The organism is Ignavibacteria bacterium, assembly GCA_017303675.1.
GTDB lineage: Bacteria > Bacteroidota > Ignavibacteria > Tepidaquicellales > OLB5 > OLB5.
Window position 1 is genome coordinate 617,966 of record JAFLBX010000001.1, and the last position, 23,471, is coordinate 641,436.

Here is a 23,471-nt window from a genome sequence, read left to right on the forward strand (position 1 = left end):
GTATCAATTAATGATATAAAAAAGACGGGCAAAAGCCCGTCTGATCATATACAAATATATTTTTATTTAACTTGTTAAAGGATTATTTTTTGACCGATTAACCGATTAACCGTTTTACCGGTCAACCATTTAACAAATTACGGTTTTGCTTCAACAAAATACATATCATTGCCTTTTGAGGCTATGAATGTAATTGTGCCGTCATTCTTTACATTTACATCTGTGTAAGCTGAATATGTATCACCAAGCTTTTTATTATTTACATAAAGTGAGTAGTCATATATATAGAGATCTTTTTTAATCATATTTCCGGCAAAATATACAAGCTTTCCGTTCACATATTTAAGATCGCTGATATTATCAAATGTTTTGCTCTCACCGATATTTGAATAAACATTATATTTATAACTGTAATTTTTCTTATCAACCAGATCGCCTGCTAAAAATGAATAACCATTGCTGCCGTTGGTTAATATTATCTGGTTCGTTTTCCAGTCTGCTGTATTGATAGTGTTATACGGACCCATTTCTTCATCATCAATTATCACATAACTTTTATCGGGAATATTCTTATCATAATTACCGTACTTTACCCCTACGTAAGCTATATTTCCGTTCGGCATGAACTTTGCTTCGCTTATGTAATCATATTTTCCCGATATCTGTTCGCCGTTAAGCACCACAAAGTATTTGTTATCCTTATCAGAAGCCGTAAAAAGAACATCGCCCTTTTTATTAAAAATCGGGTAATTAACTGATGAATATTTACTGCTCTTTTTACCGCCAATAACCAATGTTGCTGAATATACATACTCGCCTTTCGAGTTGGTGCTTTCTTCTGAAGTAATGTAGTACAGCTTTCCTGCCTCATTAAAGCCGTAATTATAGATGCTTCCGCTCACGCTTTCAATTGCTGTTTCGCCCTGCATAAGCGTTGAGCGGTATTTATATTCGCCAACCGAATCCTGTCCAACATACATCGGGTTGCCGCTGTTATCAAATGTTATCGGGCCGTAAACCCAGTCAAAAGATTTAAATTCCCTGTTACCTACAACAACAAATGTATTGCCTCTTTCCATGTAGAACTGCCCGGATGATCTTGCAATATAGCAGGGTTCATCATTAGCATTGAACTTCAGGTCATACCATGTAATATCGCTGTAATGCTTCTGCTCTTTATCGCCTATTACAAGGAATGTTTCATTGTTTTCCCTGGCTATATAATAAACGCTTCCTGATTTTGTGAAGCCAACATAACCTATAGGCTCACCTTCAGAATAGCCATCAGGTGTATATGCAAGCCGTACCTCATCGTATACTTTTCCCTTGGTTATACTTCCTGTTTTGGTATCATACATTGCTAAAAATGATTTTCCGCCTTCGCTTGCTGAATAATAAATTACGTTATCTTTAATTGTCCATCCTTCGGTGACAAAATCATATTCTGCAACCACATCATTATTCTTTAATATTGAATATTTATAAACAGTATCCGTGATATTTTCGCTACCTATTATGTATGAATTTCCATCTGTATCAAACAGAGCGTTATATGTCATAGCGTAATTGAAAGGCTTAGAGGAGCCTTTCGGTGTAATTATCGTATATTTTGTAGTTGTTGTATCATAAGATGCATATGCCCAGCCGCCTGTAGCTGCATCGTATTTCAGTGAATAAGCGTCAACAGTTCCGTTCCCCTGGGGAATTCCTGTTATCAGCTTTTGGTTAATTGTCTGAGCGCCTGCCTGCATAACTAACATTATGCATAAAAACGCTGAAAATAATGTAATATTGACCCTTTTCATGTAGTTTAGTTTATTATTTAAATTTCTGATATACAAAGATACTCAAACAAAAATCATCTGCCAATCTATAAAATTACAATATTTACGGAAAAATTCGCGCGTTTGTTTTTAATTGAAATTCTTTATAAAACAGGTAAGGATTTACTTAAGATTTTGAAGCATTTTCAATTTCATCGGTTTTTTCAAGAAGCCATTGCCTGCCTATGGTTTTTGAGGTCAGTATTTCATGTCTTACTTCATCCACCGGTATATCGGTTTCCTTCTGCTTTATTCTGAAGAGCTTTGAAGCATGGGTAATAAAATTCCTGATAGGCGTTATCAGGTTTTCGTTCCACGAGCCTTCTTCTTTTATCAGATGCCGGATGCTGTCAACAGTATAATAGAATTCCTCATAGCTTCCCGTCTCATAAAATATCTTGAGATAAATATTTTTTATCAGCCACTTATCATTTATATGCTGGTAAGTTGCTTTTGCAAGATATTCAAGGGCTTTGCTGTAATCTTTTTTGTGCATAGCAAGCTGTGCAAGCGCATGGTTCACAACATTTTCACTGTCATTGCCTGATACCGCGGAGCGGTATTTATTGATATATTCTTCTGCGAATTTTATTTCGCCGGCGTTAAATATTTTAAAGAATATTCCGCGGAACCAGCCTGGATCAATTACCCCGTTATTTATGATCATCTCTTTTTCTATCATTTCCTTTGAAATTTCAAACTCCACCCTGCTGTAATCCACATCCTTTTTCAGCTTGTTGATGTTGCAGTAATTGAACAGGTGAATGTAAAGATGAAACAGCTCGTTCTTGCTGAAAAGCGCTGTGTTATCTTTGATAAGCTGTTTAAGCTTATGGAAATCATCATCATTGTTACTCTCAGCATACAGCCTGAATGCCCTGTAGTAGATCTCAATGGCAACAGAGCCCATAAAATTTGAGCTTGTTGCAATATGCTGCAGCTCATCTGCGTATTTAAGCTCATACTCCTTATTAAAGAAAAATTTCTCATACTCTCCGAAACCATAAAGTCTAAGCATTGATGAAAGAAGGTACTTCCAGTGGTTCACTATCTGTTTTTCAAACCCAGATCTTTTATATGTAGGGTCATATTTCAGCATTTGGTTTCTTTCTATTTCATTTAAAGTGCTGAGATTGTAAAAATATTCCGGATCATTTATTTCCTGTGACTCCAGGAAGCCCTCTATATTTCTTAGCTGCTTTTTAAATGATTTATCTGCGTTTTTTGTGAAGTAGAAATTCAGTAGGTCTTTTTCGTATTCAAATTCATTTTTCCGGCGGCTTGTATATGCACCGTATTCTTCACCAAGCTTAAATAGATTGCTGTTAAGCCTTCTTATCACATCATCCCTGAAAGCTGTTCCGGGGTACAGTTCTGCGAACACATTTTCTTTGGTGAACTCTTTATGAGAAAAATCCGGGTAATATTTTTTGATCACATCAAAATAACTGCTTACCTCGCTGCGGTTGTTAAAGAACGGCGAGTGTACAAACCTGTCAAACTCCCTAAGCTCATTTTTATCCAGCAGCTTCAAAAATCCAATAGCCAGCGTTAAGCCAAGTGAATCACTTTTTTCATTATCCGGCATATTTTAAGAATCCTCTTTCTTTTTCTTTTGGGGACCTTTAATTTGCGTTGCCGCAAATATCGTAAAAGAAACACAAAATATGCAGGATAAAACTAAAGCCGGTATTTTACCCGGCTTTTTAAAAATTTGGTGTATAACAAGGGTATCAATTAGATAAGATCAATTACCTGCCTTTACCTTTGCTGCCGTTCCCTTTTTTATTCATCTTTTTGGAGCCCTTTTTATTTTTGCTGCCCTTTTTATTCTTTTTGCCTGTGCCGTCTTTTTTAGGAACGCAGTTCGGGTCCTTCTGCTGAAGCCTGTCACGCTTTCTATCCTGGGTGCCGGTGCAGGCCTTCAGGGGATCGCCGTTTCCGGCAAAATTCATTTCTGCTGCTGTTACAAGTGTGGTGGATATGGATGCTGCGGCGAAGAGCACAACGAAGAGTTTCAAAAATGTGCTTTTCATAGTAATTACTGTTTTATTGTAAAATTGCATTTCTGCCTGCTTACATATATATGACAGTTGCTATTAGCAAAGGTTTAATTATATCTCTAAAATTGTTCTTAAGGTTGTAAATATCAGTTACTTCTGAAACGGCTGAAGATAAACAAAGGTTCTTTAATCTTTCCGCTGATTAAGCTATCTTTGTGGTTTACAAATAATATTAAATATGTCTGCACTTGCACAGGGAATCCTGGATTTTAACGCTTCGCTGAAATTCACAGCACCATTGCCAAAAGGCATCGGGGTTATGAACCCGTTTTGCAATAACCCTGAAATAACCCGGGTTACATCACTTTTTTACAACAAGTATTACTCTTCCGGCAAACCGCGGTATATGATACTTGGCATAAACCCCGGGCGCCACGGCGCCGGTGTTACGGGTATCCCCTTTACCGATACAAAGCGCTTAAGCGAGTTCTGCGGAATTAATATCAACGGCTTCAGCTCTCATGAGCTTTCAAGTGTTTTTATTTATGATATGATAATGGCTTATGGCGGCGTAAAGAAATTTTACAGCCGTTTCTATATTAACTCGATCTGCCCGCTGGGCTTTGTATCGCTGCATGCAAAAGGCAGGCAGAAAAACTATAATTATTACGACTCCCCTGAGCTTACCCGCGCAGCTAAGGATTTCATCATAAAAAGCATTAATGCCCAGCTTAAGCTGGGCTTTCGCCGGGATAAATGTTACTGCCTCGGTACGGGAAAGAACTATAAATTCTTAACAGCATTAAATGCTGAGCAGAACTTCTTCGGCGAAATTATCCCGCTCGATCACCCACGGTTCATAATGCAGTACCGCCTCAAAAAGAAAGATGAGTATATCCGCAAATACCTGGCGTTACTGAAATAAACCTCTCCCCTTAATAAAGGTGGGTCGATAGGTAAGTTTTAACATACTATGATCTTCGGTGGGATTGCTTGAGCTTTTGATTCTAACCGGCCTATTTCTCAAAGAGCTGTAAGCTGTAGGCGTCCAGTGGAAAGGTTTTTGATCTTTTCTTTTTCCCCGCCTTTGAAAAATTAGCGGAAAAAAATTATTTGAGCGAACGTCGCAGGAAAAACTGTCTGAAGTTCAGGCACGTAAGTGACGGAACGAGTTCTTTTCCTGCAGTGAAGTGAAAATAATTTTAGCTAATTTTTCAGCAGCGGGCGATTTTTCTTTGGTTACTTTCTTTTCATCGCTGAAAAGAAAGTAACATTAAACTTAATTCACCGGGTGTTCTAAATACTAATCACATTAATCAAGCTAATCAGGGTAATCATGGTTTATACCACAAGCTTCCCGCGGAAGCCGCGCGCAGCGTAATAGCTTTCTGCGCCGTTATGATAGGTGAACACGCGGTCAAACCTGCGGTCGCAGAATATCGCGCCGCCAAGATCGCGCACTTCAGGCGGAGTTAACACCCAGCTTGATGTCTTCAGGTCAAACTCGCCAAGCTGCTGCAGGGCGCGGTATTCATCTTCGGTTAAGAGCTCAATGCCTGTTTCGCGGGCCAGGTCACAAGCGGAATTCTTCGGCTTATGCTCTTTGCGCTTATCAAGCGCTTCGCGGTCATAACACAGGCTCCGCCTGCCGGCGGGTGTTTCAGCGGAGCAGTCATAAAATGTAACAGCTCCCGTTTTTTTATCGATGGCAATTACATCAGGCTCGCCGCCGGTGCGCTCCATTTCTGCCAGCGAAGCAAGCTTCTCCGGGTTCGCTTCAAGCCTTTTGGAAACGCTTTCCCAGGTTATACCCTTATGGCGCTGTTTATTTTTTTCAAACCGCTCTTTTAATATATCAAGCAGGTCTTCAAATTCCGGCGCTTTGTTCGTTTTTTTGCTGCTGCTCTTTGTGGTTTTCATGTTTGGTACTGTTGTGTATAGATGAATGACAGATTGAATTTACTTTTCCAAAAGCATACGCACGTATGCGGATGCGATAATATCACCATTTGATTTAACCGCGCTTACTTTATATTTGCCCGGGTGTTTAAATACTATTTTATCGAAGAAAATATAATCCCAGTTTGCCTCAACATCAAAAGGCTCGGTGGATACTTTTTCTTTAATGCCCGCTACATCACGCTCAATAAGTATGCTTACCGATGTAACGCCTATAGCTTTCAGTGTGCGGAGCATTACCGTAATATAGCCGCCATCGGCTGATATATAGAACTCATCATCGTTGCCTATCTCTTTGCTATCCTTATATTCCTCACAGAAGTAAAGTGTATCGTTTTTCTGGCGCTGGCTGTAAGAATCGCCGGCTAAAGCAGCAAATGCTGCAAGTATAACTATAGTGTATGCTGTTATCTTTTTCATCAATTGTGTGGTTAATTATTAGAATTTTTGCCGAATTTACCGCAAGTTAGCGGTTAAAGTGATTTATTACAATATTTAAGTTCGTGATAAGATCAAAAACGTATCTACTCCCCCTCAAAGCATTTAATAAATATAAGCTCCCCTCCTCTATTGAGGAGGGGAAAGCAGCAAATTGCAATAGCAATTTGATGCAGGGGTGGTATGAACAATACTTGAATTGAGTCTGCCCATCAGCTTAAAGAGGACAGCTTAATTTCGTCATATATTTTTTTTGCACCATGCAGAAACTGTTGTTTCGATCTCAGGCAGATCCGGTAAAAATGATTCGCTTACGCTTCCTTCAGGCGGCGGATTAAAGCTTATAAAAACTACCAGGTCTTCACGTGTTACTTTCGGTACAAAATGCTGAACTACTTTCAGAAAATAATCAAAATCAGATCCGCATTTCGGACCTTCTGATTCATAATCCTTTAGTATTTTATCTATCATCACCAGATCTTTTATCCCGTGAACCTTGCCCTGTGAAAAATGACGTATCTGTTCTGCGCATAAATGTTTGTTGTTTATTTTGGCTGTTTCAAGAATGTTCATTCCGCCTGCTGCCGCTGAATTGGTAGTTATCCGCTGGATATCCTTTACAGCATCATACCCTATCTTAAGCTCATGCCCTTTGATCTTTATCCGGATAAATGTTCCCGGTACCATATCTTTTATTGAAAATATCTTTTCAATAAAAACCCCAACATCCTCGCCTCCCGGTATTTCATAATCATATTTCCTCAATTGTTTAGCCTTGTGACCGGTTTCAATACCCAAGCGGGTTTCAATACCCAATCCGGATTTTAAACCCGTACCGTTTTTTTCTTGTGATAACTTTTTTTTATTTTTTTGATGTGCTTCTGTTTCCTTTTCTATTTCACTTCTTATCATATCTATTCTGTCCCAGCTGTAGCTCATGCCAAATCTGGATTCCATTTCATGGCGTATCCGTTCGATATCCATCTGCCGGTAAAGCATCCCCCCAAGAAGCTCTTTTTCCTTTTCGGTTATTTCACGTACCGGCGGGTTGTATTGCGGTCTCCTGTAATACCCCGGCGTATCCTTTTTCATCTCACGGTAAACGGTAGCCTTGCTGATCTTATGCTTAGCCATTATTTCAGCTTTCCGCTTATTGAAATCTGACTTATCTTTTTTCATATGCAGCGTTTTTAATTCTGTGATATCTGCGTTAAGAGCTTTATTGAACTTTTTCATATTCATTAACATCCCCGCGCAAGCGGTGATCCCTGGTTTAGTTATAAAATAAATTTAAAAAATTTGTAAAGTCTAAATGCGCACAAAGTTAATAAAAGCTCCCCTCCTTCCTGATTGCCTTAGCAGTTCTTAAGGAGGGGTGGCACAACGTGCCGGGGTGGTATTTACAAATCTCCGCAAAGCTGAACCCCCATCTAAAATTTAGGATTATCCTAGCGTAAAGTTTAATTTCAGATTTTCCTTAAGCAGAGATATAGTCCCCCCTTCGGTTGAAGGGGGGAGGAATTCTATAATTATCAATAAATTCAAAATTTATCAGTAAACTTTAACAAACATTAATCTGAGATGGGGGTTGCTTTTGCTTTTGATTTTGATTGAGCTTTTGATTCCAAACAGCCTATGAAAAACAGCTTAAAAAAAATCAAATCTTTTGACCCGCCTCAGAAAAACGATTAGCCCCCCTCTTTAGAACAAAAAATAGACACCAAGTCTCAAAGGAGTACAAAGCTTTTGCTTTTAAAACGGCCTATGAAAATTTCCGCCAGGAAATTATTTGAGCAGAAACATCACAGGAAAAGTTGTTTGAGTCACGCAAAGCGGGACGAGTTCTTTTCCTGTAAAGCGAAAATAATTTCAGGAAATTTTCATCAGCCTTGATTTTTTTGGTACTTTTTGTATCAAGACAAAAAGTACATAATCATAACGCCCTTTCGGCTCTGGTTTATCCTGCGAAATTGTATTAGTGGGCTTTTCACATTTCTGATATATTAAGCCTTTTCATTGCTGATTATCCGAATTATTTTTTTTCAAAACCGGCTGCCAAGTCTCAAAAGAGCACAAAGCTTTTGCTTCTAAAACGGGATATAAATACAACATAAAACTCCAGGCTTCTGAACCCCGTAGAGGTGACACGTTATTTACAATAACCCCCGGTAAGCATAGCAAAGAAAGGGGCGTAAGCTGCCCCTCCCTTAGATATGAAAGAAAACATAAGGGTTGTAATTTAATTCATAGAAAAATTATTAAACGCCTGCTTAACCAGCTTACTATCCCTTACACACTTCATCATTATAGCAATGTACTCTTCAGTTAACTTAATACTTTTCATTGTTTTCATGATCTCCTCAGGCTCCATTTTAAGATCTGTTAAAAGCATGTCAATAGCCCTGTCTGCCATCTCATATTCACCGGTAATAAGAAAACATTTAAGAGAAGCGCAAAAAACCACCTGCGCTTCGTTAATTTCGCCAACTTTCCTTTCCGTCAGCTTTTTGAGTGTTTCTTTTGCTTTTTCAAGCCTTTTTTTGTTTATCTGCATTTTATTTTTTGTTTAATTTATAAAAGTTTGCTCTTCTTCCCCTAACAGGCCTTACGGACTGGCGAAGACACGTGGGAGCTAGAGGGGGTCTCTACAAAAACTCCATTGTTTATGCCTCCGGCAGTTTCGAAGTTCCGCTGAAAGCGGGATTACATTTGACATTTCACAATTAACGTTTGACGTTTTACTTTTGACGTCTCACATCGACCAACAAATATAACCTATGCCAACAGCATATTCGTATCATTGCATGATACTTTTTTGGCATACACCCGGATATTTCCATAAATGATTGATTTTATAATAAGTCCCCCTTGATGAGGAGGCTGGTCAATGACTCATCGAGTCGACTTGTTGAGGAGGATTTGTCTAGCTCAAGCAAAGCCGCCATATAAAGCTAACCCCCCGTTGGAGATTAAGCCGAGATCGAGCTAAAGTTTAATTGAAGATATACCAATTGGCTTAGAGTCTGTCCCCCCTTTGATAAAGGGGGGATGAAAATCCTGAACAATAAATAATCTGTGATTAAACGTTAATATTGATTTTCTATAATTTAAAAAGGGGGTTCATTTAAACTACACCTGGAATTTTATTATGTCACCTGAATTCTTGCCTGCTGAACCAACATACAGTCAAAAGTAAAGCATGACAAAAAAATAGCCTTTTGGTTACTTTCTGCCCCTGTCCCGCACCCGATGCGGGAATCGTTGAAAAGAAAGTAACAGGCTTTTATCAAGACAAAAAGTACATAAGCTAAATATTAAAATAGAAACGAACCAATTTCATTACAAATAGTAAAAAAGATAACATACCGCTTTTAAAACCACGTTCCTTTTTTATACTCCGTATATTTCCCGCCGAACGCACCGAGAAGCACAGCTTCTTCTTTTTCCATGTAAATAAGATGAAGCGTTACAAGCACTCCCCATATAAAAACAAGCCACCAAACGCCCGTTATGAGCACAACGCCGAGCAATACCAGGTCAATAAATATATACAGCGGATGCCTGATCTTTGAGTATATGCCGCGTGTTGCGAGTCCTTTTGCCGCAGGCAGTACGGCGAAATATTTACCTATATGCACCCTGCTGATAAGGAGCAGAATAAACGAGGGGATACCAAGAGCTAATCCGGCAGCGAGCCGTACGTTATATGAGAGATTTAAAGCAGCCCAGGCAGTTATAACGGCAAGGATTATAGCAGCCAAAGCCTTCCCTGCTGAGATCTTCAATTTTACACCTCCGTAACTCGAAAGAGAACCGTTACAAAATTAATAAAATAAGATGTGATTTGAACTGCTCTTGCTTTGGCACCCTCCCCCTGACAGGGGGAGATGGAGGGGGTATAAAATCAAATTCAATAACTTTCACCAAACTAACTGTAGAGACGTCCCGCCTAGCCAAGCCAAAGGCATGGTGGGTCGTCTGCTTATTATGGTTTTTGGCGGACTTAAATTTGCGAAGAGAAATAAGGAAAGTCAGGCGGAGGCACTGAACTTTTATAAATCTAAAAGTCAGGGGCACTGAGTCACGTATCAGCTTTTTGTCACCCTGAACTCCTGCCTGAACTGCCGTTACGGCAGGCAGGTGCTTCAGGGTCTGCTCTCCTGCACATACATCTTAGAGGATGCGATCAAATGCATTTGTAGTTGTTACGGTTTAGTTTACTCCTTGGGAGCCTGACACCCCACAAAGCAAAAGCATTTCACCGCTCCGAAGGTTCAAAGTACAACTATGGAGAGCCCCTTTGGGGCCAAGACGCCAAACTTTAAAGTCAGGTACGCTATGTTTTATTTTTTGTTTTTGATTGGCCTTTGAAAAAAAGCGTAAAAAAACACGAAGGCGCATTTAATAACTGCAAAAATCTGTTTGAGGCGAAGCCGAGTTATTTTTGCTTCAATTGCGACTGAAGTGTTTTAGCTTTTTTTCAGCAGCCTTGATTTTTTTGGTACTTTTTGTATCAAGACAAAAAGTACAGATTTGTTTATCTTTGCATTATGGCAGATGTACACACAAAAAAATGGTATATGCACCATATTATTACTAATGTTAATTTTCAATGATTTTATTTAATAATTTTACTTACTATATTTGATAGTTAGGGGGACTCGTTCTGAATTTCTTTCAGAGTGGGTTTCCTTTTTTTATTCATGAAAAAGGATAACAATATCTTCATACGCGATGGAAGAGCACCAATACCACGAAATGTAAATATTTCAAGGGTTATGAGTGCAAATAGAGCAAAAAACACAAAACCTGAATTACTAATTAGAAATGAACTTTATAAAAGAGAAATTAGAGGTTACAGGATTCATCCCAAAAATATACCAGGCAAACCTGACATTGCATTAACTAGAAATAAAATAGGAATCTTCATAAATGGATGTTTCTGGCATAGATGTCCATATTGTAAACTTAAGATACCCCAAAGTAACAAATATTTTTGGGAAAATAAATTTGCAAAAAATAAAGAACGTGATAAAAGAAAGATTTATGAATTAAAAAGAATGGGCTGGGTAACATTAACCTTATGGGAATGCCAGATCAAAAAAGATGTGAATAAACAAATATTAAAAATTGAGAAAAAGATCAAAGATAAAGATGCAAAATGAAAAGTTAACAGTTTTAGATTTATTCTGTGGAGCTGGTGGATTTTCAGAAGGTTTCAGGCAACAGGGCTTTGAAATCATTATGGGTATCGATCATTGGAAACCTGCAATAGATACCTTTAACAAAAATTTTGATCTTAATTGTCAAATTAGGAATATTAAGGATTTTAGTTCTTATTTAGAAATTGAAAATTTACCAGATACTGATGTAATTGTTGGGAGCCCACCTTGTGTAAGTTTTTCTAGCTCAAATAGATCTGGAAAGGCTGACAAAACCGAAGGTATTTTATTAACTAAAATATTCTTAAAGATCATTGCTTTAAAAAAACATAAGCCAGGTTCAATTTTAAAAGCATGGTTCATGGAAAATGTGCTTAATTCACAAAAACATTTAAAGGAATTTTATACTTTTAATGACCTGTATTTAACCAGTTGGGCAAAGAAGAATAATATTGATCCAAATAATATTGCAATTAATTTAAAAGGTAATAATGCTGTAATAAATTCAGCCGATTATGGTGCACCGCAAAGAAGAAAAAGATTAATTACGGGTGAAATAATAAAATTAAATAAATTTGTAATACCGTCTAAAACGCATTCTATAGTAAATAACAAAGAAAATTTACCTGAGCACATTACAATAGGATTTATAAAGAATACATTACCTAAACCAAATGAAAAAGAATCAAAAAGAGAAATAATTGATCCAGTTTATGGTTTTTCAATAACCATGGATAAATTAACTGATCATTTTTATGATACCGGCATACATAAACATGATTGGGAAATGTCTAAACGCCTGAAAACAAATCACCCATATATGGGACGGATGTCGTTTCCTGAAAATATGGATGCACCAAGCCGGACCGTAACTGCTACAAAAATTGGAAGTTCTAGAGAAGCATTAATATACTTATCTGAATACAATAGAGAAGGTAATGGAAAATATAGAACTGCAACTGTTAGAGAAGCAGCTGTTTTTATGGGTTTTCCTATTACCTACCAATTTATTGGGAATGAGAATCCAAAGTGGAGATTGGTCGGAAATGCAGTCTCTCCTAATGTCTCGCGAGCTTTAGCAAAAGAGGTAAGGCGTGCATTAGGATTAGAATCTATTTGTAATCCTCAAATAAAAGTTGATCAAGATATTAATCAAATTGTTAACTTGAATACATTTAAGGAAAAAGTGTTCCAAAAGTTTTTCAAAAAGAAAAAAGGTTGTCGTTTTAGAGGTCATATTATAAAAGAAGGTAATATGACTGTTACATTATCCAATTATGATATTAGTAAAAAAACAAATTTAAAAAAATGGTTCACATCTGTTCAATACGGCACAGGAGAAGGTTTTCCTACTCATAATTATCCTGACCATTTTTACTTAAAATTAGAAGAAACCATAATTAATTTTAAAAATGGTGACAAATTTTTAGATATGATTAATAACGGTTTTTCTGATAAGATTGCTCCAAGTAATTTGATGCAATATATGTATGAGAATCAGCGCAATATTAATAATTTTTTAGAACCTACAGCATTAATTGAAGAAGCTTCAAAAATAATTTTACATTTAAAAAATGATAAATTAAATTATAAGCAAGGTAACTTAAAAATTTTCAAAAAAAATATAGTACCTATAAAACAAATACTAGCTCTTTATGCAATAAATAAAATTTGTACAATAACCAACAAACAATAATATGAACAAAGACCTAAGAATTGAACAATTAGATAATATCAAAAAATCCGGAAAACCTTATTCTAAAATGGAAGTATTTTATAAAAATGACAGACATAAAATGGATGTATTTGAGATTGATTTAGAATTATTAATTTACAATAAATATAATGGCCGTATTTCAAGTATGGTTAAATCTTATGAAAAACAATTCGAAGAATTAAATCCTGAACAGGATAATCATAAAAAGAAAATTGAGGAGTTTTTATGGAATTCGAGTTTAAATTATAACAAGAACACTGAAACAGATATAAACGAAAAAGGTCAATTAAAATATGGTATAGTTACTAAAGACGGTATTATTATTGATGGGAATAGAAGAGCTCTTATCTTAAATAAAATTGCCAAAGAAAAAAATATTAGACCCCAATACTTTAAAGCTGCAATTTTAGATGAAACTTTGGATGATAACCCAAAAGAAATAATGAGACTGGAAACAATGTATCAAATGGGGGAAGATGCGAAAGTCGATTATAACCCAATAGAAAAGTATTTAAAATGTAAAGATTTGAAAGAAATTGATTTTACTAAAGAACAAATTGCTAAGATGATGGGAGATAAGCCTTCTAATGTTCACGATTATTTAGCAATAATGAAACTCATGGATGACTATTTAGATAAATTAACATATTCAGGCATATATACAAGATTAGAAAAAACTGAAGGGATATTTGTTGATTTAGAAAACTATTTATCTTCTTATGGATATATTTACAACGAAACCAACAATGAATTTCAATATAAAAATACAGGTAATGGTCTGAGTAAAATGAATTGGAACCCACAGGAAACCGATATAAACGAATTAAAACTAATTTATTATGACTTTATCAGAGCGAGATACAGTGGCGAAGGAAAAGAGTACCGTATTATAGGAAAACCTAATAAGGAAGATAGTATTTTTTGCAACAAGTCCATTTGGGATGAGTTTAAAGAAAACCATTTTAAAAAAACAGATAATATTCTGGCTTCTGAACCAACAATAGATGAAATAAGAAAAGATAATCCTAAAGGTGATTTAGCAAAGTTATTGAAAAGTAGAGATGAAAAATGGACAAGCGATGTCTCGGGTTTATTAAAAGGAAATTTGAATATTGCTAGTGATAAGTTAGCAAATGTAAAGTCTATAAAAGAACCAAAAAAATTATTACAAAAGGCATTAGATGCACTTTTGCAAATAAACACGGATATAGAAGCTTTTTATTTAGATAATGAGGTTGAAGCCTTAATAAAGGAAATAAACAGTTTAACATGGGACTTTAAGCAAGTTATAAAACATAATAAACAGAATTAATGCTAATAACTATAAATATTCTTGAAGACTTACAACAATTTGAAATTACTGGTGAAATTCATGGATTACAATCAAATAGAAGAATAAATTCATTTCTAGTTGATTTTTTGAATGCACATTTTGGCCATGATTCTATCCTAGTTCCATATAAAGTATCATCACAAAATCAAATTTTAAATAATTTACAACAACTTTTCAAACAGTATAGTATTAAACATCATTTTACTACAAAAGTACAAAATGTATTGAGTGAATTTTTATTAAACGAGTATAATTTCGAGTTTTTTTCTAATGAAGCTAAGAATATATGGGAAAACAAAATAAATATTCAGGACTTTAAAGATTTTTCTGAATGCATAAAAAAACATTTACCAACAAGAACACTATACTATTTACAATTATTAGCTTCTTTTCACTTAGCTTTTTCTCAAAATGCTTGTAATTTTTCAGTACCTGGTTCTGGTAAAACGTCTATAGTATTTGCAGCTTATTCTTTTTTAAAGAATCTTGCTTCTAATAATGTTAGACATGTTAATAAATTACTAGTTATTGGACCTTTAAGTTCGTTTGCCCCATGGGAAATGGAATATGAAAAATGTTTTGGAGAAAAACCCTCCTCAAAAAGATTATCTGGCGGAGTTTCCAAAGAAGAACGAGAATATATATTAAACCCAGTTTCAAGTATAGATGAATCACCTGAATTACTGTTAATGTCATATCAAACGTTATGCAACGAGATAGAAAATGTCAAGAATTATCTTAACAAAAAAGGTAACAACGTTATGGTTATTCTTGATGAAGCTCATAAAATAAAGAATACTGATGGTGGTGTATGGGCACAAGCTGCGTTGAATATTGCACCTTTTTGTAAAGCAAGGGTTGTTTTAACTGGTACACCAATGCCTAATGGATATGAGGATTTATATAATTTGTATAAATTTATTTGGCCGGATAAAGATATTTTAAAATTCCATTTGTTTCAATTAAGAGATATGACAAATAATAGATTTGATCCAAGGGTTAAGAATTTAATAAACAATGCTTCTTCTTTTTTTATAAGAATAACCAAAAAAAATCTAAAAGAACAATTTGGGTTACCGAGTCCAATTGAAAACCCACCAATTACAGTACCTATGGGCTTAAATCAAAGAAAAATATATGATTTTATAGAAAATAAATACCTATCGTATTTCCAAAATACTCAAGAGAATCAATGGTCATCTACATTATTAAAAGCTAGAATAATAAGATTATTACAAGCTTCTTCTAACATTAACTTACTTAAAAATCCTTTGGACAATTATTTCAATGAAAATGAAATCGGGAACCAAGTATTTATTGATGACAGAGAAATTTTAAAAAATATTTTAGAATACAGCCAATCTGAAATACCTGCTAAATTTTTAGCAACTTTGTCTTTAATAAAAAAAATTATTAACAATAATCAAAAAGTCATTATTTGGACTACTTTTATCCAAACCGCAAAAGAATTAAAAACTTTTTTAGCATACAACAATATACAAAGTGAACTTTTAATAGGTGAAATACCTGTAGAAATAGATGATACAATTGAATCTGTAATTACACGTGAAAAAATTATCAAAGAATTCCATAATCCATCCTCTAAATTCAAGGTTATAATTGCAAATCCCTTTGCTGTTTCGGAGTCTATTTCTCTCCATATGGCTTGTCATAATGCTATATATTTAGAAAGAACATTTAATGCTTCCCAGTTCATTCAATCCAAAGATAGAATTCATAGAGTTGGATTAAATATTGATGATAAAATAAATTATTATTACCTATTAGCAGAGAATTCAATTGAGCAAACCGTACATGATAGATTAATATATAAAGAAAAAAGAATGCTTGAAATAATAGAAAATCAACCAATTCCTTTATTTGAAAAAAATATGGATTATGATGTAGACTTTGAGAGTGATTTAAAAGCAATCATTAGAGATTATGTTAGAAAAACTACTCGAATTCAATAAACTGGGCAATAAAACTCAATTATTTACGGTTTTAAAATCTATTTATATTTCAACAAAAATTTCAATTGATGATTTAAAATCGTTTTGTATTGTTAATTCATTTGCTATAAGTGCCTCAATTGATGGCATTTTAAGTTTATTTGAATTTCTGAATTATATCAAATATGAAAATTATTTTATATCAATAAATCTGAGGAAGTTCACAAAGTTTAATATTAATGAATCATTTTTTACATCTGATGCTTTTATTCTCGATCTATTGAATTCTCTAAAGAGAGAAAATGCACTTGTTTCAATATTTAATTCAGATTCTATTAAGTATAATTCTAATGAAAAAATATATTATATAAAAGAAAATATTATTCCATACAAATATTTAGCCATTAAAAATTTATTTGTTTCCATCGGTTTCCTTGATAGGAGTAATGACTTTGAATTCATTATTGTAAATAAAATTTATAATCAACTGTTTGAAGATAGCATAATAAGTTATCTCATTACAACCTATGAATTAAATTCAAAAAACAAATTACCTTTATCGAAGTTAAAATTCAGTTTAAAGAATCGTGAAGATCAAGGCCGAACAGCTGAAAATTTTGTTTTAGAGTTTGAAAAAAAAAGATTAGCAAAACACTACCTTTTACACAAAGTTAAAATAATATCAGATGATTTTGTAGATGTAGGATATGATATTCAATCATATGAAGATTTAGATTCAATATTAATCGATCGATTTATTGAAGTAAAATCATTTTCTAATGATTTTACTTTTTACTGGTCTAAAAAACAAATTGATGTAGCACAAGAATTGACCGATAAATACTTTCTATATTTAGTTGATATAAACAAAATTAAAGATAAAAGTTATTTGCCAAGTATTTTTCAAAATCCTTATAATAAAATATTTCAAAACAAAATTTGGAAAAAGGAAATCGAAAAATGGAAAATTACTTTGATAGATTAAAACAAAGTATTATTCCTTAAACAAACTTTTAGAATTTTGACTAATTTATTTGACTCACTGTAAATACAACAACCTTCAATTGAATTATCAACAGATGCTTAGTAATTTCCAAAAATAAGATTCCCTGCCTGTAATTTACATAAAAAATACTTTGTGTACCTTTAAAAGCTTGGTGTCTTAGTGCCTGCCCGCCTGCGGCGTGGGTGATTCTTTGCCTGCCTTACGTAACTATAGTGCAGAAAGTTTTTGCTTTTATATAATAAAAAAACCCTGCCGGATAAATCCGACCGGGTTTAAAATATAACTTTAAATCACTGTGGTGTTATTTATTTCTTTTCCTTGCCAGGCCAAGCTTTGCTGCCCTGATATTTATCATGTCATGGCTTCGCTCAAGCTTCTCTGCAATTTGTTTTGTAGGTATCTTCCTGTAGTTTTCACGTATGTAACTGTCATCACTCTCTTTCCACGGGCGCGGGGATTGTTTTAACTTTAATCCTAAACGGCTTGCTTTATGATATACAGCTCCTTTGCTCATACCCAGATCTTTTGCAATCTGCCAAAGCAGTTTTTTCCTGTAATTCTTCTTAAGGTATTTCTCCTCTTCCGGGGTCCATGTGTGCCCTCTGGCGGGTCTGCGCAGCCCCATTTTCCATGCCATATGGTGAACAGATGTAAATGTTTTGTTAAGTATTTTTGCAGCTTCCTTTTGAGAGTATTTATTGCTGCCCCATAATTTCTTCAGCAAAGCGCGCTCTGCATCGCTCCATTTTTGCGGCTTAGGTACATATATTCCCAGGTTCCGCGCCTTATTTTCAACTGATGCAACATTCCTCTTCAGCGAGCGCGCAATAGATTCAGGTGATTTAATACCGTAATTCTTTAATAAATAATTCACTTCAAACCGGCTCCACACCTTAATTGCTTCTGATCTTATCCCCAGGGAGTTTGCCTTAATAACTACCGATGATGCCGGGTGCCCCGTTTTGCGCGCAACATATTTTGAGCCTTTAGCAGAGTAATTGCGCTTTAAGATACCAAGCTCGGCTTTAGTCCATCTTGCCATAAAATCCTTTTCTTAATAAAACAAATATAAAATAATGTTAATTTAATTTACAGTGCTTTAATTTTTTTTGAGGCGGCGGCATTTTTATCACCTTTTTAAAATATGCCAGGCAAGCTCCTAAAGGCAGGCTGGGTGAAAATTATATATAAACATACATATATCTCTGTTCCTCTGTGTTAAGGCTTTTGCTTTTTGAATAAGATTTTACTCCGTTGTTGGTGTTGTCACCAACAACAAACAACATTTCGCCCCGCCGGGGCTCTTTTTATGGGGTTATACTAATCCCCCGCTCTAAAGAGCGGGGCTATAACAAATTGAATTATATTTTTGTGTACCTCTGTGCCTCCGTGTCTCTGTGGTGAAAGCTTTTGATTTTGAAATAGTGTCGGGCATACCTGACACCTACATAAAGCTGCAAAAATAAAAAAAGCCTCAGCTGAATACTCAACTGAGGCTTTAAAATAAAATATCAATATTTTACTGTGTTAATTTTTTTAAAGGGTCTTTTAAGTGCAGTTTTTGAGCCTGCTAGCTGATTCAGAGATTTTTCTGCCTTATATATATCACATGCTGCCTGAAGGTTCATCCAGAACTGCGTTGATGTTCCCAATACATATGAAAGCAAAACAGCAGTCTCGGCGGTCATATCGCGCCTTCCGTTTATAAGAGTATTAACCCTTTGCACAGGTACGTTCATTTTTTCTGCCAGTGCAACCTGCGATATACCCATTGGTATTAAAAACTCTTTTAATAAAATTTCGCCCGGCTTAACCGGTTCTCTGAATTTAGGGATCATATTTCCTTTTAATAAATTTAATGATAATCTGTTATTTTTACGTTTGCTGCGCCTGAATTTATCCATTTAAAAATTATTCTGAACTGGTCATTAATTCTAATAGAATAATATCCGTCAAGCTTAGCTTTCAGCTTCTCAAGCCTGTTGGCTGGCGGAATTTTAAGATCCCTCAGCTCAGCTGCAGCATCTATCATATCCAGCTTTCGTTGCGCAATTTTCCAGATTACAATCGGTATTTTTCTGGCAGATTTGGAATCCAGTCCATTATATATATCTTCAGTAGTTTTATCTGTAAAATTAATGATCACATTTTAAACTTAATGCTTTAACGTATAACATTCAAGCAATAAATTTATCATATAAATACCCGGCCGGATAAATCCGATCGGGTTTAAAATAAAATCTGCCTGCCCCGTTGGGGGCGGCTACCGCATTTTATATCGCCTTAGCGGGCATCACACAACCGGCTATAGCCGGGTGGGAGAGCAGGTCATTAATATTAATTCATAAAAAAAGCCTCAGCTGAATACTCAACTGAGGCTTTAAAATAAAATCTGGCGACGACCTACTCTCCCACAACCCTGCGGTAGTAGTACCATCGGCGAGGCGGAGCTTAACTTCTCTGTTCGAGATGGGAAGAGGTGTGACCCCCGCTCTATAATCACCAGAAAATTTTTATACATATTATAAGATTCCTGCTTTCGCAGGAATGACAAACAAATGTAAAAATCAAAAGGTAAGTTTTTCCTGTAAATAAACCCCGCTGCAATTTTTTAGTTGGCTTAACCAACGCTGGCTGGCGCCAGCAATTACTTTAAGCGAATTTACCAATGCTAAATTCTATCTGATCGATAAAAATTAAAGGTAAAGTCTTCGGCTTATTAGTACTTCTCGGCTGAACACATTACTATGCTTACACCTGAAGCCTATCAACGTCGTCATCTTCAACGAGCCTTATTCCCCGAAGGGAAGAGAAACCTAATCTTGAAGCGAGTTTCGCGCTTAGATGCTTTCAGCGCTTATCTCAACCGAACATAGCTACCCAGCGGTGCCTTTGGCAAAACAACTGGTACACTAGAGGTTCGTTCGTTCCGGTCCTCTCGTACTAAGAACGAGCCTTCTCAAGTTTCTTTCGCCCGCATAGGATAGGGACCGAACTGTCTCACGACGTTCTGAACCCAGCTCACGTACCGCTTTAATTGGCGAACAGCCAAACCCTTGGGACCTTCTCCAGCCCCAGGATGCGATGAGCCGACATCGAGGTGCCAAACCTCCTCGTCGATATGAACTCTTGGAGGAGATCAGCCTGTTATCCCCGGCGTACCTTTTATCCTTTAAGTGCCGGCCCTTCCACTCGGAACCGGCAGATCACTAACTCCTGCTTTCGCATCTGCTCGACTTGTCTGTCTCGCAGTTAAGCAACCTTATGCGTTTGCGCTCAACACCTGATTACCAACCAGGTTGAGGTTACCTTTGAGAGCCTCCGTTACAATTTAGGAGGCGACCGCCCCAGTCAAACTACCCGCCTAACAGTGTCCCCCACCCGGATGACGGATGCAGGTTAGAATTCAAATAAGCCAAGGGTGGTATTTCACATTTCGACTCCACGACGGCTAGCGCCGCCGCTTCAAAGTCTCCCACCTATTCTACACATAGATTACCCGAATCCAGTGCTAGGGTGCAGTAAAGGTGCACGGGGTCTTTCCGTCCATATGCGGGTAACCGGCGTCTTCACCGGTACCACAAGTTCACCGAGCCCGTGGTTGAGACAGTGACCAAATCGTTACACCATTCGTGCAGGTCGGAACTTACCCGACAAGGAATTTCGCTACCTTAGGACCGTTATAGTTACGGCCGCCGTTTACTGGGGCTTCGGTTCAAAGCTGCCGGCTTACGCCATGACCTCTCTCCTTAACCTTCCAGCACCGGGCAGGTGTCAGTCCATATACATCCCCTTCACGGGTTAGCATAGACATGTGTTTTTGTTAAACAGTCGCTTGGCCCATTTCTCTGCGGCCCAAATAATTGGGCACCCCTTATCCCGAAGTTACGGGGTTAATTTGCCGAGTTCCTTAACCACGGCTCACTCGAGCGCCTTAGAATACTCATCTCATCTACCTGTGTCGGTTTGCGGTACGGGCGCCTTAGTATACGCCGGAGCTTTTCTTGGCAGCCTGATTAGGGAGAGTTTATAGGCTTGCGCCATCCCGTTCGGGTTTCAGATTGCTCCTACGCCCTTAGACCACCATCCATCAGGTGGCTCTCCTTTCACTTCTGCGTCCCTCCGGTTTAAATTTCGGCGGTACAGGAATATTAACCTGTTATCCATCACCTACGCCGTTTGGCCTCAGCTTAGGACCCGACTAACCCTGAGACGATTAACGTTGCTCAGGAACCCTTAGATTTTCGGCGACAAAGTTTTTCACTTTGTTTATCGTTACTTATACCAACATCTTCGTTTCTGTACGCTCCAGCCCCCGTTGTCCGGAAACCTTCGCTGCATACAGAATGCTCTCCTACCACTAATTACTTAGTCCACAGCTTCGGTGCTATGTTTAAGTCCCGAGTATTATCGGCGCTAAGTCGCTTGACTAGTGAGCTATTACGCACTCTTTAAATGAATGGCTGCTTCTAAGCCAACATCCTAGTTGTCTCAGCAACTTAACATCCTTAGTCTGTTAACATAGACTTGGGGACCTTAGCTGGTGGTCTGGGTTGTTCCCCTCTTGGCAATGAAGCTTATCCCCCACTGCCTGACTCCCGGAAAACATATGTACGGAATTCGGAGTTTATCTGGGTTTGGTACCGTTGTGACAGCCCTACCCCAATCAGTGCTCTACCTCCGTCATACTATTATCCGAGGCTAGCCCTAAAGCTATTTCGGAGAGAACGAGCTATCTCTGAGTTTGATTGGTCTTTCGCTCCTAGTCACAGCTCATCCGAGCAGTTTTCAACCCGCACCGGTTCGGACCTCCACAAGGTGTTACCCTTGCTTCATCCTGGCCATGACTAGATCACACAGTTTCGCGTCTGCCGCATCATACTAATCGCCCGTTTCGGACTTGCTTTCGCTGCGGGTGCATTCCTTAAGAATTTACCCTGGCATGATACGAGCAACTCGTTGGTTCATTAAGCAAAAGGCACGCAGTCACCCCTTTGAAGAGCAAGCTCTTCATAGGTGGCTCCTACCGTTTGTAAGCACACGGTTTCAGGTACTATTTCACCCTCCTGTCAGGAGTACTTTTCACCTTTCCCTCACGGTACTTGTTCACTATCGGTCACTGGTTAGTATTTAGTCTTACGAGATGGTTCTCGCGGATTCCCACAGAATTTCACTTAGTCCGTGGTACTTGGGATACTTTCAAGAGCCTATCGTTTTCGCTTACGAGGCTATCACTCTCTATGGCTGTATTTTCCAAAACGATTCAGCTAACGAATCAGTGTACTCTTTGATCTACTCGAAATTGATCTGAAAGTCCCGCAACACCTGTGATGCAACGATTCGAGTCTTTAACACACCACAAGGTTTAGACTGTTTCCATTTCGCTCGCCGCTACTCCGGAAATCACTATTGTTTTATTTTCCATCAGGTACTTAGATGTTTCAGTTCCCTGAGTTTGCTCTGATGCACCTATTTATTCAGTGCATAGTAATACGACATTACTCGCATTGGGTTGCCCCATTCGGAAATCCCCGGGTCTAAGATTGCTTCCATCTATCCGAGGCTTATCGCAGGTAACCACGTCCTTCATCGCCTACCAGTGCCAAGGCATCCGCCGTGTGCCCTTAGTAACTTTTACCAAAAATCTTTATCGATACAGATAGAATTTCTGAATAAATGATTATTCAGAGTCGCATCGATAAACTTGTTTATCTACGGAAAAACTTACCTTGTTAAAAGAACAACAATCTATCCTAATACGCATTGTATTTCGGATTCTTGGGAAGTAAAGAAATTTTAAATCCTGTTACTCCATTTAAAACGCAAAAATTTTTGAGATCCTTCGCTTCGCTCAGGATAAATAAGTGGAGCCAATCGGGATCGAACCGATAGCCTCCTGCTTGCAAGGCAGGTGCTCTCCCAGTTGAGCTATGGCCCCAAAAGAAAATTAGTTAAGAAAAACGTGGGCCTAAATGGAGTTGAACCATTGACCTCACGCTTATCAGGCGTGCGCTCTAACCATCTGAGCTATAGGCCCTGCTTGCATGGTTGAATATTCACAAAATATTCAGTCTTCAA

At 37.0% G+C, this 23,471-nt stretch carries 17 protein-coding genes, 2 tRNA genes and 2 rRNA genes; 6 read left to right on the plus strand and 15 right to left on the minus strand.

Annotation, left to right across the window (positions count from 1 at the left end; genetic code table 11):
* Positions 1-137: 137 nt before the first annotated feature.
* From J0M37_02815 to J0M37_02825, 3 genes are all read right to left on the minus strand, one after another.
* On the minus strand, positions 138-1,805 hold the full coding sequence (locus J0M37_02815; protein MBN8584002.1) for a hypothetical protein: 1,668 nt from the start codon (positions 1,803-1,805) through the stop codon (positions 138-140).
* Between the two features lie 145 nt (positions 1,806-1,950).
* Positions 1,951-3,411 (minus strand): hypothetical protein, encoded by a 1,461-nt coding sequence (locus J0M37_02820; protein MBN8584003.1) that lies wholly within the window; start codon positions 3,409-3,411, stop codon positions 1,951-1,953.
* Positions 3,412-3,574: 163 nt separating this feature from the next.
* Entirely contained in the window at positions 3,575-3,859 is a 285-nt protein-coding gene (locus J0M37_02825; protein MBN8584004.1) for a hypothetical protein, read from the minus strand.
* A gap of 205 nt (positions 3,860-4,064) precedes the next feature.
* Between J0M37_02825 and J0M37_02830 the strand changes: the two genes are divergently transcribed.
* Positions 4,065-4,751 (plus strand): DUF4918 family protein, encoded by a 687-nt coding sequence (locus tag J0M37_02830; GenBank protein ID MBN8584005.1) that lies wholly within the window; start codon positions 4,065-4,067, stop codon positions 4,749-4,751.
* 416 nt (positions 4,752-5,167) lie between these two features.
* Here the strand turns inward: J0M37_02830 and J0M37_02835 are convergent, their stop codons facing one another.
* From J0M37_02835 to J0M37_02855, 5 genes are all read right to left on the minus strand, one after another.
* Complete coding sequence (locus J0M37_02835) at positions 5,168-5,746, minus strand: DUF4256 domain-containing protein (protein MBN8584006.1); 579 nt, start codon at positions 5,744-5,746, stop codon at positions 5,168-5,170.
* A gap of 39 nt (positions 5,747-5,785) precedes the next feature.
* Positions 5,786-6,205 carry a hypothetical protein gene (locus J0M37_02840; GenBank protein ID MBN8584007.1) on the minus strand — a complete coding sequence of 140 codons (420 nt, stop codon included), beginning with the start codon at positions 6,203-6,205 and terminating at the stop codon, positions 5,786-5,788.
* 258 nt (positions 6,206-6,463) lie between these two features.
* Positions 6,464-7,459: a hypothetical protein gene (locus J0M37_02845; GenBank protein ID MBN8584008.1), complete on the minus strand. Its 996-nt coding sequence runs from the start codon at positions 7,457-7,459 to the stop codon at positions 6,464-6,466.
* Between the two features lie 1,003 nt (positions 7,460-8,462).
* Entirely contained in the window at positions 8,463-8,777 is a 315-nt protein-coding gene (locus J0M37_02850) for a hypothetical protein (protein ID MBN8584009.1), read from the minus strand.
* An 817-nt stretch (positions 8,778-9,594) separates the two neighbouring features.
* Positions 9,595-10,008 carry a hypothetical protein gene (locus J0M37_02855; GenBank protein MBN8584010.1) on the minus strand — a complete coding sequence of 138 codons (414 nt, stop codon included), beginning with the start codon at positions 10,006-10,008 and terminating at the stop codon, positions 9,595-9,597.
* Between the two features lie 918 nt (positions 10,009-10,926).
* Between J0M37_02855 and J0M37_02860 the strand changes: the two genes are divergently transcribed.
* From J0M37_02860 to J0M37_02880, 5 genes are read left to right on the plus strand one after another with little or no spacing between them, the layout of a single operon-like run.
* A complete protein-coding gene (locus tag J0M37_02860) occupies positions 10,927-11,388 on the plus strand; it encodes a very short patch repair endonuclease (protein ID MBN8584011.1) in 462 nt (153 codons plus the stop codon).
* Positions 11,378-13,081 (plus strand): DNA (cytosine-5-)-methyltransferase, encoded by a 1,704-nt coding sequence (gene dcm / locus J0M37_02865; protein ID MBN8584012.1) that lies wholly within the window; start codon positions 11,378-11,380, stop codon positions 13,079-13,081. The genes J0M37_02860 and dcm overlap by 11 nt, the downstream gene beginning before the upstream one ends.
* 1 nt (position 13,082) lies before the next feature.
* The gene (locus J0M37_02870; GenBank protein ID MBN8584013.1) at positions 13,083-14,414 is read left to right on the plus strand and encodes a hypothetical protein; all 1,332 of its coding nucleotides are present in this window, start codon (positions 13,083-13,085) and stop codon (positions 14,412-14,414) included.
* Positions 14,414-16,408: a DEAD/DEAH box helicase gene (locus tag J0M37_02875; protein ID MBN8584014.1), complete on the plus strand. Its 1,995-nt coding sequence runs from the start codon at positions 14,414-14,416 to the stop codon at positions 16,406-16,408. Before J0M37_02870 ends, J0M37_02875 begins: the two co-directional genes overlap by 1 nt.
* A complete protein-coding gene (locus tag J0M37_02880; GenBank protein MBN8584015.1) occupies positions 16,380-17,372 on the plus strand; it encodes a DUF3883 domain-containing protein in 993 nt (330 codons plus the stop codon). The genes J0M37_02875 and J0M37_02880 overlap by 29 nt, the downstream gene beginning before the upstream one ends.
* 322 nt (positions 17,373-17,694) lie before the next feature.
* On the opposite strand, the gene J0M37_02885 is transcribed toward J0M37_02880, so the two are convergent.
* From J0M37_02885 to J0M37_02915, 7 genes are all read right to left on the minus strand, one after another.
* Positions 17,695-18,435 carry a hypothetical protein gene (locus J0M37_02885; protein ID MBN8584016.1) on the minus strand — a complete coding sequence of 247 codons (741 nt, stop codon included), beginning with the start codon at positions 18,433-18,435 and terminating at the stop codon, positions 17,695-17,697.
* A 469-nt stretch (positions 18,436-18,904) separates the two neighbouring features.
* Positions 18,905-19,231, minus strand: a complete 327-nt coding sequence (locus J0M37_02890; GenBank protein MBN8584017.1) for a HigA family addiction module antidote protein — start codon at positions 19,229-19,231, stop codon at positions 18,905-18,907.
* A 17-nt stretch (positions 19,232-19,248) separates the two neighbouring features.
* Entirely contained in the window at positions 19,249-19,539 is a 291-nt protein-coding gene (locus tag J0M37_02895) for a type II toxin-antitoxin system RelE/ParE family toxin (GenBank protein MBN8584018.1), read from the minus strand.
* Between the two features lie 244 nt (positions 19,540-19,783).
* Positions 19,784-19,900: ribosomal RNA gene (rrf, locus tag J0M37_02900) — 5S ribosomal RNA — on the minus strand.
* 192 nt (positions 19,901-20,092) lie between these two features.
* Positions 20,093-23,032, minus strand: a 23S ribosomal RNA gene (locus tag J0M37_02905).
* Positions 23,033-23,258: 226 nt separating this feature from the next.
* Positions 23,259-23,331 (minus strand) — tRNA-Ala (locus J0M37_02910).
* A gap of 25 nt (positions 23,332-23,356) precedes the next feature.
* Positions 23,357-23,430, minus strand: a tRNA-Ile gene (locus tag J0M37_02915).
* Positions 23,431-23,471 lie beyond the last annotated feature (41 nt).

Excerpts from the sequence above, each read along its gene's own strand:
- J0M37_02815 (MBN8584002.1), bottom strand. The coding sequence starts at position 1,805 with ATGAAAAGGGTCAATATTACATTATTTTCAGCGTTTTTATGCATAATG.
- J0M37_02820 (MBN8584003.1), bottom strand. The coding sequence starts at position 3,411 with ATGCCGGATAATGAAAAAAGTGATTCACTTGGCTTAACGCTGGCTATT.
- J0M37_02825 (MBN8584004.1), bottom strand. The coding sequence starts at position 3,859 with ATGAAAAGCACATTTTTGAAACTCTTCGTTGTGCTCTTCGCCGCAGCA.
- J0M37_02830 (MBN8584005.1), top strand. The coding sequence starts at position 4,065 with ATGTCTGCACTTGCACAGGGAATCCTGGATTTTAACGCTTCGCTGAAA.
- J0M37_02835 (MBN8584006.1), bottom strand. The coding sequence starts at position 5,746 with ATGAAAACCACAAAGAGCAGCAGCAAAAAAACGAACAAAGCGCCGGAA.
- J0M37_02840 (MBN8584007.1), bottom strand. The coding sequence starts at position 6,205 with ATGAAAAAGATAACAGCATACACTATAGTTATACTTGCAGCATTTGCT.
- J0M37_02845 (MBN8584008.1), bottom strand. The coding sequence starts at position 7,459 with ATGAAAAAGTTCAATAAAGCTCTTAACGCAGATATCACAGAATTAAAA.
- J0M37_02850 (MBN8584009.1), bottom strand. The coding sequence starts at position 8,777 with ATGCAGATAAACAAAAAAAGGCTTGAAAAAGCAAAAGAAACACTCAAA.
- J0M37_02860 (MBN8584011.1), top strand. The coding sequence starts at position 10,927 with ATGAAAAAGGATAACAATATCTTCATACGCGATGGAAGAGCACCAATA.
- dcm (MBN8584012.1), top strand. The coding sequence starts at position 11,378 with ATGCAAAATGAAAAGTTAACAGTTTTAGATTTATTCTGTGGAGCTGGT.
- J0M37_02870 (MBN8584013.1), top strand. The coding sequence starts at position 13,083 with ATGAACAAAGACCTAAGAATTGAACAATTAGATAATATCAAAAAATCC.
- J0M37_02875 (MBN8584014.1), top strand. The coding sequence starts at position 14,414 with ATGCTAATAACTATAAATATTCTTGAAGACTTACAACAATTTGAAATT.
- J0M37_02880 (MBN8584015.1), top strand. The coding sequence starts at position 16,380 with ATGTTAGAAAAACTACTCGAATTCAATAAACTGGGCAATAAAACTCAA.
- J0M37_02885 (MBN8584016.1), bottom strand. The coding sequence starts at position 18,435 with ATGGCAAGATGGACTAAAGCCGAGCTTGGTATCTTAAAGCGCAATTAC.
- J0M37_02890 (MBN8584017.1), bottom strand. The coding sequence starts at position 19,231 with ATGATCCCTAAATTCAGAGAACCGGTTAAGCCGGGCGAAATTTTATTA.